14 protein-coding genes, 1 tRNA gene and 1 pseudogene are annotated in these 12,532 nt (G+C 34.3%); 6 read left to right on the forward strand and 10 right to left on the reverse strand.

Translation table 11 applies throughout. The features are described from left to right. Positions 1 to 203: 203 nt before the first annotated feature. Positions 204 to 698, reverse strand: coding sequence for a Smr/MutS family protein (locus tag OZD67_RS00735; protein WP_182183586.1), 495 nt, complete (start codon positions 696 to 698; stop codon positions 204 to 206). Between the two features lie 92 nt (positions 699 to 790). Between OZD67_RS00735 and rlmB the strand changes: the two genes are divergently transcribed. From rlmB to OZD67_RS00755, 4 genes are all read left to right on the forward strand, one after another. After that, on the forward strand, positions 791 to 1,555 hold the full coding sequence (gene rlmB, locus OZD67_RS00740) for a 23S rRNA (guanosine(2251)-2'-O)-methyltransferase RlmB (RefSeq protein WP_182183587.1): 765 nt from the start codon (positions 791 to 793) through the stop codon (positions 1,553 to 1,555). An 80-nt stretch (positions 1,556 to 1,635) separates the two neighbouring features. Next, positions 1,636 to 2,358 (forward strand): Bax inhibitor-1/YccA family protein, encoded by a 723-nt coding sequence (locus tag OZD67_RS00745; protein ID WP_182183589.1) that lies wholly within the window; start codon positions 1,636 to 1,638, stop codon positions 2,356 to 2,358. Next, positions 2,359 to 2,895 carry a cytochrome c oxidase assembly protein gene (locus OZD67_RS00750; RefSeq protein WP_182183591.1) on the forward strand — a complete coding sequence of 179 codons (537 nt, stop codon included), beginning with the start codon at positions 2,359 to 2,361 and terminating at the stop codon, positions 2,893 to 2,895. A 268-nt stretch (positions 2,896 to 3,163) separates the two neighbouring features. Next, on the forward strand, positions 3,164 to 4,141 hold the full coding sequence (locus OZD67_RS00755; RefSeq protein ID WP_182183593.1) for a quinone oxidoreductase family protein: 978 nt from the start codon (positions 3,164 to 3,166) through the stop codon (positions 4,139 to 4,141). A 220-nt stretch (positions 4,142 to 4,361) separates the two neighbouring features. Here the strand turns inward: OZD67_RS00755 and ispH are convergent, their stop codons facing one another. Beyond that, on the reverse strand, positions 4,362 to 5,291 hold the full coding sequence (ispH, locus tag OZD67_RS00760; protein ID WP_182184101.1) for a 4-hydroxy-3-methylbut-2-enyl diphosphate reductase: 930 nt from the start codon (positions 5,289 to 5,291) through the stop codon (positions 4,362 to 4,364). 20 nt (positions 5,292 to 5,311) lie between these two features. On the opposite strand from ispH, the gene OZD67_RS00765 reads away from it, so the two are divergent. Continuing rightward, entirely contained in the window at positions 5,312 to 6,937 is a 1,626-nt protein-coding gene (locus OZD67_RS00765) for a peptidoglycan D,D-transpeptidase FtsI family protein (protein WP_182183595.1), read from the forward strand. Between the two features lie 2 nt (positions 6,938 to 6,939). Here OZD67_RS00765 and OZD67_RS00770 read toward each other — a convergent pair whose 3' ends face one another. After that, the gene (locus OZD67_RS00770) at positions 6,940 to 7,248 is read right to left on the reverse strand and encodes a hypothetical protein (RefSeq protein ID WP_182183597.1); all 309 of its coding nucleotides are present in this window, start codon (positions 7,246 to 7,248) and stop codon (positions 6,940 to 6,942) included. Positions 7,249 to 7,418: 170 nt separating this feature from the next. Then, on the reverse strand, positions 7,419 to 8,126 hold the full coding sequence (elbB, locus tag OZD67_RS00775; protein ID WP_182183598.1) for an isoprenoid biosynthesis glyoxalase ElbB: 708 nt from the start codon (positions 8,124 to 8,126) through the stop codon (positions 7,419 to 7,421). Between the two features lie 149 nt (positions 8,127 to 8,275). Between elbB and OZD67_RS00780 the strand changes: the two genes are divergently transcribed. After that, positions 8,276 to 9,280 carry a hypothetical protein gene (locus OZD67_RS00780; protein WP_182183600.1) on the forward strand — a complete coding sequence of 335 codons (1,005 nt, stop codon included), beginning with the start codon at positions 8,276 to 8,278 and terminating at the stop codon, positions 9,278 to 9,280. Between the two features lie 53 nt (positions 9,281 to 9,333). Here the strand turns inward: OZD67_RS00780 and OZD67_RS00785 are convergent, their stop codons facing one another. From OZD67_RS00785 to OZD67_RS00810, 6 genes and pseudogenes are all read right to left on the reverse strand, one after another. Further along, complete coding sequence (locus OZD67_RS00785) at positions 9,334 to 9,885, reverse strand: 5-formyltetrahydrofolate cyclo-ligase (RefSeq protein ID WP_182183602.1); 552 nt, start codon at positions 9,883 to 9,885, stop codon at positions 9,334 to 9,336. Next, complete coding sequence (locus tag OZD67_RS00790) at positions 9,869 to 10,489, reverse strand: ferredoxin reductase domain-containing protein (RefSeq protein WP_182183604.1); 621 nt, start codon at positions 10,487 to 10,489, stop codon at positions 9,869 to 9,871. Before OZD67_RS00790 ends, OZD67_RS00785 begins: the two co-directional genes overlap by 17 nt. Before the next feature lie 87 nt (positions 10,490 to 10,576). After that, positions 10,577 to 11,722: a SurA N-terminal domain-containing protein gene (locus OZD67_RS00795; protein ID WP_182183607.1), complete on the reverse strand. Its 1,146-nt coding sequence runs from the start codon at positions 11,720 to 11,722 to the stop codon at positions 10,577 to 10,579. 171 nt (positions 11,723 to 11,893) lie between these two features. Next, a tRNA-Ser gene (locus OZD67_RS00800) sits at positions 11,894 to 11,984 on the reverse strand. A gap of 111 nt (positions 11,985 to 12,095) precedes the next feature. Continuing rightward, positions 12,096 to 12,255: pseudogene (locus OZD67_RS00805) on the reverse strand (IS4-like element ISWosp8 family transposase); the annotation flags it as partial. Between the two features lie 45 nt (positions 12,256 to 12,300). Next, the coding region (locus OZD67_RS00810; RefSeq protein WP_274999630.1) for an IS3 family transposase at positions 12,301 to 12,532 on the reverse strand (232 nt) is incomplete at its 5' end.

The following is a 12,532-nucleotide window of genomic DNA, read 5'->3' on the forward strand; positions in this document are numbered from 1 at the left end:
TTAATCTGCACAGATGAAGATAACTGAATACCTTCACTATCATGATAAGGGGGCTGGCGAGGCTTGTCAAGCAAGTTTTTCGTTTCTGCGGGCTACTTGAATAACGGCTACAATGTTTTACAATTGTGCGTCATGCGCTGCCGAACACTGGTTTTTATATGGCTATACAAGAAAAATTAAGGCTTAAAAGGAAACTTAAGCAGCTAATAGGGCCTAAGCCTTCTTAATAAAACATAAAAAGCCCCTTTACCACCATGTTTTTTCGTAGCTTGCTGGTAGTATAGAACCATATGCTGGATTTTAGTATCATTTAACCACTTATTTAAGTTATTCTTTATAGTGTCTGTTTTATTTGTTGCACTGCCGTATCCCGTAATTACCAATAAACATCTATTTCCTGCTCGATAATTTTTGATAATAAAATCTATCAATTTACAGTAAGCATCCTCTATACTATAGCCGTGCAAATCGAGCTTATCGCTTATAAAATATTTACCCCTATCAACTTTTGATTTTGTGTTTTGGTCAAGACAAAATGATGAGTTACTATTATTGGTATTAGGAAAATTCCCTTGTAAGTCAGAGGTACCTTTATCAACCATAGACTTTATATTTACTTTATGATCAACTTTCAAAGTAACTTTTCCACATTCTATTGGCTTAACATTTTTTTGCCAATCCAACTCATCGTCCGACATAAACGCATTAATCGAATTGTATAATTTTACAACAATATCCAAACATAGTAAAATGTTGCTTATTCTATAAAAACCCGATTTTCAATAATACGATGAAATCTTCAAAAACTAATGAGAATTTTTGGCTGTATGGAAAGCACACCTGCATGTCAGCACTGAAGAATAAAAATAGGCGGTGTATAGAACTGTTAGTAACAGAAAATTTCTATAGAGAACATGAAAAAGAAATTAGGCAATGTGCAAATAGTAAGGGCATTAAAGTTCGATTAGTAGAAAACAAAATACTTAATGACGTTTTATCTAAAGGTGCTAACCATCAAGGAATTGCTTTAAATGTTGCCCCTATTCTTTATAACTTAAGCATCGAAGAAGTAGCTGAAAGCTCAAACGACAGCTCTACTATAGTCATTTTAGATCAAGTCACTGACACGCACAATATTGGATCAATTTTAAGAACTTCAGCTTGTTTTAATGTCGACGCATTGGTTTTACCACATAATCATTCACCTGGCGAAAATGCATCTATTGCAAAAGCAGCAAGTGGAGCATTGGATATTGTTCCGCTAATATACGTTACAAATATAGTAAAAACTATGCAGTATTTAAAAAAGGTCGGCTACTGGTGTTACGGGTTTGATTGCAATACTAAAGAAAATATAGATGAAATAAAGAGTTTTGGAAAAAAAATAGTGATCATTTTTGGTTCTGAAGAGAAAGGAATGCGGAGGTTAGTTAAAGAAAATTGTGATTATCTTTTAAAAATACCAACGTCAAATGCAATTAACAGTTTAAATGTTTCAAATGCAGCAGCAATAGGCCTATATTCTATTTATACTAAAACAAATGCCAGTGCATAGCTGTTTATAATAAAAATACTTGATAAAAATGTGGTTTTATATTATAATGTATTAAATAATGGACAAAAGGAGTTATATTTATGTCTTACATGAGAAATGAACAGGATATCCGCTCTCAGGGCGTTTATTATAGCGCTGGGCTCAGAAGTTACCTGACTAAAGTATATAATTACATGGCTTTAGCTTTAGGCGTTACAGGGCTTGTTGCGTTTCTAACGGTATTTTCTGGTCTTTTTCAGGTAATTCATTCCAATCCTATTCTGTTGTATGCAATAACATTTTCTCCACTTGTGCTAGTGCTTTTTGTATATCCAAAAATCTTACATCTTAGTGTTCAGTCCGCGTTTACCGTGTTTTTCACGTTTTCGGTGCTAATAGGTCTCTCCTTATCTTATATTTTTGTGTTTTACACCGCGGAAAACATAGCAAGAGCGTTTTTCATCACATCGATCATGTTTGGTTCCATGGCTTTATATGGCAATACTACAAAAAAAGATCTGACTAGTATGGGTTCTTTTTTGAGAATGGGAGTCTTGGGGTTAATTATCGCGTCTATAGTAAATTTATTCCTTGGAAGTAGTCCTCTCTATTTTGCAATATCGTTCATATCAGTAATAGTATTTACCTTAATGACTGCATATGATGCTCAGAGAATCAAAGACGTTTATTATAGATATAATGATGGCTCAGAGGCTGCAGCCACTAAGCTGGCGATACTGGGTGCAACTAGTCTTTACCTCAACTTTATCAATATATTCCTCAATCTACTCAGGTTACTTAACTTGTTCAATAATAGGGACTAGATGTTTTCCTTTTTAAGGAAAGGTAGTAAGAATTCTATAGTTTTCTTTTTAATATCTTTAGTCGTGTTGATGCTATGTCTTGCATATGCATCGGTGCCACTATATAGCATTTTCTGTAAAGCTACTGGATATGGTGGTACAACAAGAAAAGTGACTAACACGACAATAAGTGCAATTGACCAAAAAATCAGGGTTCACTTCAATGCTGATATAATGTCCGATCTACCTTGGGAATTTAAATCAGAAACTAACTACGTTGACGTAAACATAGGAGAACAAAGTTTAGCTTTTTATTACGCAAAAAATCTATCTGATCAGCCTTCATTTGGAATGGCGGTGTATAATGTTACGCCTTTCAAAGCAGGTAAGTATTTCAATAAAATTGCATGCTTTTGTTTTGAAGAACAAATGTTGCTACCAAAACAAAAAGCAGCTATGCCCGTATCTTTCTATATAGATCCTGAGATAATGCTTGATAACAACACAAAAGATTTGAGCGAAATAACACTATCATACACATTTTTTAAGCTTAAGTAACAGAATGTTTGCAAACCATGTCATTTCAGTAATCAATAGGGTGTCATCCCAGTGCTTGACACTGGGATCCAGAAAAATGTATAGCTCATACAGATAAGGTTGACTTTTTGCCATCCTATGACTTGATTATATAAAAAAATCTGGATTCCAGCGTCACGCGCTGGAATGACAGGAAGTAACGCAAGAAGTCTATTGATTGTGGAAACAATAACTTTGCAAAATATTAATTATTAGATAACATAATCAAAGTTTTTATCTTACATTCATCATGGGTAGAGCTATACAAATAAAAAAAACTGGGGGACCAGAAGTATTAGAGTTTGTAGATAAGAGCATAGGTGAGCCAAAAGGCGAGGAAGTCTTAATACGTCATACAACTATCGGCTTAAATCGTTATGATTTAGAGCACAGAAAAGGTACACGCAAAATTAAAAATTTACCATCAGTGCTTGGAGTGGAAGCAGTTGGGGTTATTGAAAAACTTGGTAAAAAAATCAGTGATGGATTCAAAATTGGAGACAGAGTTGGATATTGCACAGCTCCTCCAGGGGCATATTGTGAAAAGCGCATTATACACCAGAAATATCTGATAAAAATTCCAGATGACATATCTGATGAAGTTGCTGCTGCAGTGCTGTTTAAAGGTATGACAGCTCACTATTTAGTTAATCAATCTTATAAAGTTAGGCCTGGTACTTTCGTGCTAGTTCATGGGGCTAATGGTGGTTTAGGACAAATAATATGCCAATGGGCAAAGGATAAAAAAGGTGTAGTGATAGGTTCTGTAAGCTCTGATGAAAAAATGAAGATAGCTTTACAAAGTGGCTGCACATACGCAATAAACTACAATGATAAAGACTTCGTTTCTAAAGTTATGGAGATTACGCAAAACAGAGGAGTAGGTGCAGTGTATGACCCTATAGGTTATGCTACAAGCAAGCTTTCTTTTGAATCTTTAGGCAGGTTTGGCATATACGTTTCCTATGGGCAGATATCAGGTAACGCTCCTATTAGTTTTTCTTTACTTAGTTCACGTTCGTTATTTGCAACTGGAACCTCAATATACCATTATAAGCATGATAGATTCACATTAGTGCTTACCACGATGGAAATCTTCGAGATGATAAGAAAAAAACTTTTAACTGTACGGATCAATAAAAAATATAAATTTGATGAAATAATTCAAGCTCATCGCGATATGGAAAATAGAAAAGCGAGTGGGTTAAATATTATCAAAATCTCTTAAATAAACTAGTAATTTAAACTAACCATTCATTAAATCATATCAACTAGAACTTCACATATTTAATTCTCCTTTTGGGGGAATTAAAAGCATATAGCTAAACTGACTTAGGCTTACCGACAACCGTCATCCCGCTACTTGTTAGCGCCGCGGCGGTATGATGTCTTAGCTATAGATGCTGGTTTGTGTGATTTCAAGAGAAGCTTAGTAGATAAGTTGTGTTTTAAACCAAATTCGGTATTTTAAACTGAACATTTTCAATAATACCACCTGGCATAACTGAAATTTTTACACTCAGGTTTACTTTTAGGTAGTCCATTAATTCATCAACCAATATGTCAGGAGCAGAAGCACCTGCAGTGATTCCTATCTTTTCTATGCCCTGAAACCAGCTTTTATTCACACAGCTGTAATTATCAATTAAGTAGGCTCTTTTTCCTCTGACAGTGCACAGATCTAATAAGCGGTTTGAATTTGAGCTATTTTTACTTCCTACAACTAACACCATGTCTACAATTTCAGCTAGCTTTTTAACAGCATTTTGTCTGTTTTGCGTTGCATAGCATATGTCCTTTAAATCTGGCCCTGTAATGCTTGGAAACCTGAGCTTCAGGGCAGCAATAATGTCACGGGTATCGTCGATGCTTAATGTGGTTTGTGTAACATAAGATAAATTATCTGGATCTTTAACTTTTAAATTGCGTACGTCCTGCACAGTTTGCACTAAAATGATAGGATTATTTACTCTTCCTCTAATTCCCTTAACTTCTGGATGGTTTTCATGCCCAATGAGAATTAATTCTTTACCACTGTTTTCATACCTTTTTGCCTCCTTATGCACTTTGCTGACTAAAGGACACGTTGCATCAATCACTTGAATACCCTTTCTTTTTGCCTCATCTTCTATATTTTTTGATACTCCGTGCGCGCTGAAGATCAGTATTCCTCCATTATCTTCAATTTCCTCGATACTGTTCACAAAAACCACTCCTTGTCTCTTAAAGTCCTCTACTATATATTTATTGTGAACAATTTCGTGTAGCACATAAACTTGGCACTTGTTTTTGTATTTTTCTAAAGTAATAGCTAATATGTCCACAGCTCTTTTTACTCCGGCACAAAAACCTCGCGGCTCAGCTAAGATAATTTCCATTTTTGTCAAATCAAGTAAATATGCAAGCATTACTTAAAAATAAGCTCCGCTCACTGTGTTTTATAGTACCATTATTTACGTTTTATATAATAATTATTTTTCGCATATTCTCTTTAACATTTGATCAACCTACTACTTCAGAAAATTTTAGAAAAGATAGTACAGTACATAAACAACCTGATATTTTAGATAGAAATGGAGTGGTAATAGCAACAAATGTGCCCACAACATCACTATATACAGATGCAACCAAAGTAAAGAATCCGGAAAGTATAGCAGCACAACTGTATTCTATTTTGAATGATCTTGAATACGAGAATTCATATAGAGTACTTACTTCAAAAAAGAAATTTGCTTGGGTAAAGCGGCACTTGACTCCAAAAGAACTGTTAGCAATAAAAAATGCCGGCGTGCCAGGAATAAACTTCTATAACGATGTAAAACGTATATATCCTCACAGTAATTTATTTTCACACGTGCTTGGTTACACTGACATAGATGGCAACGGTATTGCAGGAGTTGAGGCATATATAAGTAAAAACAAACAACATTCTGTTATCCAAGTAGCTGACACTGGGGTCCAGAAAAAAAATACGTGGATTCCAGCATTACGCGCTGGAATAACACCTTACCAGGGTATTCAACTATCCTTAGATACACGAGTGCAAAGCATAGTGCGTGAAGAGCTAACTAAAGCTGTAAGCAGATATCAGGCACTCGGCGGAGTAGGAATTATTTTAAATGTGAGAAATAGTGAAGTTATCTCAATGGTCAGTCTACCTGATTTTAATCCCAACCTACAGAATAAGGCAGAAGATGTACAAAAGTTTAATCGCGCCAGTCTTGGGGTGTATGAAATGGGGTCGGTATTAAAATACTTTACAATAGCCGCAGCGCTTGATGCAAACGTTACAAAAACTAGCGATTTATATGACGTATCAACACCAATCACCATTGGAAAGTATAAAATTCAGGACTTTCACAAATCTAAAACTCCAAAAATTACTGTGCAAGATATATTTGTAAAATCATCCAACATTGGTGCAGCAAAAATTGCAGTCAAATTAGGTATTGAAAAACAAGTAGAATACTTTAAAGCTATGAAGCTATTTTCTCCTTTGAAAATAGAAATACCAGAAAAATCTACACCGATAATTCCGGATAAATGGAGTGAAAACACTTTAATAACAGCATCTTATGGTTATGGCATAGCTGTAACTCCTATACATCTTGCACAAACTGCAGCAGCATTAATCAACAATGGAATATTTCATAACGCAACCTTGATATTGAATAAAAGAAGCATAGGAGAGCAAATTATCTCAAGAAAAACCTCCAGGGAAATGAGAAAATTATTACGCGCAGCAGTAACAGATGGCACTGGCAGAAAAGCAAAAATAAAGGCATATTCAATAGGGGGAAAGACTGGATCGGCGGAAAAAGTTATAGATGGTAAATATAGCAAAGATGCAAACATAGCGTCATTTATAGGAGTGCTAACTATGCTTGACCCAAGGTATATAGTGCTAATTGTTATTGATGAACCTCAAGGGATACACCATACCGGGGGAATAATTGCTGCGCCTATAGTAAAGAACATTATAAATAGAATAGCACCTATACTAAATGTTACACCTGAGATGTAAAATTATGATTGCTTTACTATAACTTCAAATCTATCATTACCAAAACCCTTATTAATATACCAAGAACCATCATCTTTAGTTACAAATTCAAGACCTTTAAGATTTCTTTTGATTGTCTTTCCATTTTGACCATCGATAGCGATATTAATATCGAATGTGATAACGTCTAGATTTATCATAGCTTCTTTCCCGCTGCACGAATTTAGACTGAACTTGCCTAACATGACATCATTAAATCTTATTTCCCCTGTATAGATATCACACTGACCGTCCACACAACACGTAGTTTCAATATAGAAAAGGTCTGACATATAAAACACCTTGCGTTTATAAAAAAAGAGCTAAATATATATAGCTAGTGCAGCCCTACGCCACGCCGCTATAGTCGTAAACCTAGAGCACTTTAGCTATATAACCATAATACAGCTAGGAATGTAAAATTCAACAGTTAATTGTGTAAGGAAGTCTAAATTACTACATCTTAGAGGAATGGCTGTTTAGTTTTTTTGTTAATCTTTTTTACCATGCTGTCAATCATATGCTTTATCCCTTGATATACAGAGTATATACTTTCGTCGCTACGCATATAAGCAGAACAGGAAAATACATTATGTTCTTCGTCTTCTATTGATAACCCTGTATCACACCTTATGTGTTCACCACCAAGCTTCTCTATCAACTGTTCTCTGTCATCTCCTATAGTTACCTTAACCTTACTTTCTTCTTTACCTATCTTGCTACTTAAAATTGAAACAATGATGGCTGGAGATATGCATATCGCTCCTATCGGCTTTTTTGTAACAAAAAATTCTGAAACTAATCTTTTAAATTCAGGCATTACTGTCACCATGTCTTTATTTTCAGATAAGTCAGATAAATTTTTCGCAACCCCGTATCCACCAGGTACAACTAGCATGTCAAAATTTTCAGCTTTGGCTCCTTTTAAGTCATATATTTCACCTCTTGCGATTCTTGCTGCTTCTACAAGTACATTCCTTTTTTCTTTCACTGCCTCCTTTGTTTTATGATTCATAACTTGTGTGATATTGATATCAGGTGCAAAGCATTTAACATCCACATCCTGCTGATCAAGCACAAGCAGACTTAAAACCGCTTCTCTTACCTCTGCACCGTCAAGGTGACCACACCCTGATGAAACCACAGCAGCTTTTAATTTTTTTTCACCCATAAAGTACCTTAATTTCATGTAATCTAGATATTTTAATACAAATTCTATGTTTGGAAAGAGGTCATTATATTAATTATCTCATATTTATTATAATATAATTAATAATTAGTATATATAATTAGGCATATTTATAGTTGATGAAGTTGAATATGGCACCTACAAACAGTACGTTTTTTGACACTGACTACCCAGAACTAAGAAAAGCTATTTCAGATATAATAGAAAGCATTGCACAGTTCCCACAGGAAGAAAAAGGGAAGTTGTTTGAAGCCCTATCAGAACAAATTAGAGGGATGAACCTCAAAGATTTAGGTTTAGCAATTAATGACCAAGGCTTGCAAAAGGAGGTAAATAAAGAATTATTTATAAAACTCATTGAAGAAGCACTTAAAGGGTTAACTTCTGAAAACGTTGACTCAAAAATAATAGAAGAGGCGTTAAAATCTGTTAATCAGCAAGCAATAAGTAATGTTATAAATAATAATAAAGGTCTGCTGGACAATCTAGTCAATTATTTTAAATCAGCATCTGCAAATAAAAAAATTGGAATAGCTTCTACAGGAATAGTATTGGGAGTAGCATTTTCTCCGCTTATTGTGCTTGCTACATTAATAGCTCTTGTAGCTATTGGAGCGCGTTATGTAGGAATAGGTATAGGAAAGGCAGGGGAAAAAATAAAAGAAGGAGCGATTGAAGCAGGAAAAGCAGTGAAAAGTTCATATAAGGATTTAATAGATAAATTACCTGAGGTTCAAAGAAGAGAAAATAATTTTGAAAAGTTAATAAGCAATTTAATGGAAAAGAATCTTGAAGCTGATGAAGGAGAAAGAACAATGCTTAGTAATGAAATAAAAATAATAAAAATGCTTCAGAATCAAGAGCAACTAGCAGCCATAGGACAATTAATAGGGGAAGATAAGGCTGGTCTTTTGAACAATCTTATGAGCAAGGGTACTAATACTCATAAGGAAGACATGGAGAAACTTGTAGATTTTATGAGCGAATTTCAACCTGCAATTATGGCAATTGGTAGTGACATAAAAGAGGTAGAACAAAAAGTTAATGAGAAAGCTCAGGAAATAAAGCCAGATTCTCAATTAGGTAGTTCAAATGCTGAACGAGTGAGTGAAGAAGGAATCATAGGACCGGGTTGATGCATTTGAGGAGCGTTTTGATGCAAAAATTACTATCAGAAAGTGGGGTTACGCTACTCCTTTTTATCCACTTTTTTGAGCAATCCACCTCCACATCTAACACACATCTCAGTGATTATAATATCCAATTTTTGATCATGTTTTTCTACAGGTAAATTTTTACAATATTGTTTCTCATAGGCTACACCTATAAATATTTTTCCAAGCGGCCGTAATTTTTTTATCATTGTATCATACCAACCACCGCCAAAACCTAATCTATTAAAATGATCATCAAAAGCAACAACAGGAGTAATGATTGTGTCGGGAATTACATCTTCATTTGTTTCGTTCCATCCCTCAAATCTTAGCAACTGATTTTTATCAGGAACCGCTATTTTATAACCTAAATCGAATAAGCTATACATCAAAGGCACAACATTTATTTCCCCATCCATTGGAATGTAAGCCGCAATTGTTTTGCCTTTAACGTAACTTAAGTTCTGATTAAAGAGATTAATCAGGGAATTTGCCGCATAAATGGAATAACTTTCATCAATATCTTTTCTTATAGCTCTATATTCCTCTCTTATTTCCTTTTTGTGCTGTTTAATATCTTTGAACATGATCTATCCATTTTGCAGTGAGTTTTTCTTGTAAACTATTTTGCTTTAAGCGCTCACTTAAAAAATCAAAGTCAATAAATTCCATATCCTGGTCTTGATTACTGCAACTATAAACAAAACTCCTTTCTCCTGTTTCCGTATTTATATGTTGCTGAACACACTGAGCGCAGATTTCTTTCATCATACACTGCATAGGAGAATTAACTGACGATATTGCTATGTGACTTGACTTCAGATATGGCTTTAAAATTGTTTTTCTAGCTTCATTCACAGCTTTCATCATTTTATCAGAACCTATAGTGATAATTTTATCTATAGTGTTTAAATTAATACCTAATCTTCCTTGTTGATAAGAGACTATTGCATCAACTATATTACCACGAAAGGATTTATCTTGATCTCTGCTTGTTTCTATCAATCCTTCTTCACATGCCCAAACTACTGCATTTGATGCACGCTCTATCAGTGCTCGTTTAAATACATCACTTAATTTATTATAGCCAGCAAAGTACAAAACCTTATTATTATTTTCAAGACACGCCTTCCCTATCGAAAATAATACTGCATTTCCAACTCCACCACCAATGAGCATTATATTCTTCATGTGCTATTTTAACTATATTTGTTCAAATTTTTTGAAATTTTATAGAACAAAGGTACACAAAGACAGAGACAAGGACACTTTCTGACTTCAACTATACCGATAACTAACAGCTGAATTTTTACGCATATCATCTAATAACAAGTTGCTTTGTATCATGATCTTTTGTTGATACATCTGCTGTTTAATTGCTTCTATACCCGCTACATTACTCTTGATATCACACAACATTATTAACTTTGCAATGCCATTTTCTCTCAATTCTACTATTTCATTCACGCTTGTTCTACTAAATAAAATCTGTAAATCAGGATTTAAATCTCGCATTTTTATTTCAAACTCTTTTGTGTTTGGCAACTTAAAATCATCTGCTAATTTGTCAAAATTTAAACAATTGACCTTTTGCTCTTTAAAATTAGAGAGTAAACTTTCTGAATCTTTAACCACAACTTGTTTTACTTTTAAAGTGCTTTCCAGCAGTGCATAATTAAGTTGTACCTTGTCTATGACTTTTATAATAGAGTAACCTTCACTGAAACTAACTGGACCTGCTATATCGCCGGTTTCTAGTCTTTCTAAAATGCTCTTAAGTTTATCTTTGAGCTGACTTAAATTAACTGTTGCTTTACGCATCTTTATTGGAGATTCTGGGTTATTACTATTACGTAATTTTTCTACTAAATCTTCAGCTATACCATAAACATCCTTGTCTTTTTGATCAGGAATTATAAACTCTTGGAACGTGATAAGATAATCCGGCTTTTCTGTTTGCCTTTTTACATCATCTATTTCTTTATCGCTTATATTAATAAATGGCACAATTCTTACTTCAATAATTTTGCTCCATAGTAACTGACATTTTATTTGTTTTCTTAAAATACTAAGATCTATATTATGCTTTTTTATGTATTGATCAACTTCATTAGCCTTAAGTTTAAAACTTTGGGTTAAAAATAATATGATAGCATTATCTAACTCCTCATTGCTCAATTTTATATTCAGCCTCTGCGCTTCATTGGTAATGATAATTTCGTCTATTAGCTCCCTAAGAATTCGAGGTCTTGCTTCTTTTTGATTAACACTTTGAGTGCCAAACAATGAATTTATAAAGTTGATGCGTTTTTCGATATCTAAATTTGAAATTGGCTCACCATTTACATCTGCAACAATTTCAATCTCGGTTGCAAGCAACCTAAGTGGCAACACTATCAACAGTAAAATTAGTATTTTATACATACAAGTAAAGTTGTTTAGTTAATAACCAATTCTATAATAAATACTGAGTCAATGCTAGCCAACTTTTTAATAGTTAAAGACGGAAATAAAAAGAAACCATTGCAACAAGAACCAGGTAAACAGGCTAAAAACATGCCAATATAGCAAATTCAGACCGTGCTAAACAGTATACGGAAGGAGAGGGATTCGAACCCTCGATACGACTTTTGGGTCGTATAACGGTTTAGCAAACCGCCGCCTTCAGCCGCTCGGCCACCCTTCCAAATTTAGAACCTAAAGATTATATAATACCAAGACCTCTACCGCCTGTCTAATGCTTTTAATCGCGATATTTGTATCTGAACAGACAATGGCGTCAACTTAAGAGCCTCCATCAGCAAACTCTCCTAAAGACATGATGGCGTTATCTACTTTATTGCGGCTATACAATCTTCCTGTTAACTTTAGCACGTATACTTAAAAAGAGCTTGAAAATCTTTTGGCGAATAATTTCCGACCAGCACTTGATAGAGTTTCTGTCTCATTGCACCAAATTGACCTTACCCAGAAAAAGTAGAGAGGAAGTTAAGACGTTTTTGTCATGAAAATGATGCATCAAATTGTTCAGGGATGCAATAGTTAATAGTAGAATGACGTCGTTGTTTATTATAAAAAATTTCAATGTATTCAAATATGGCAGTTCTAGATTGTTGAGCAGAGTGTTGTGAAGGATCAATAAGTAGCTCTCTTTTGAGTGAGCTGAAAAAGCTTTCTGCAGGTGAGTTATCATAACAACAACCCTTATGACTCATGCTAGAGATAATATTTTTT

This window comes from Wolbachia endosymbiont of Drosophila nikananu (assembly GCF_028981865.1).
Taxonomy (GTDB): Bacteria; Pseudomonadota; Alphaproteobacteria; order Rickettsiales; family Anaplasmataceae; genus Wolbachia; species Wolbachia pipientis_B.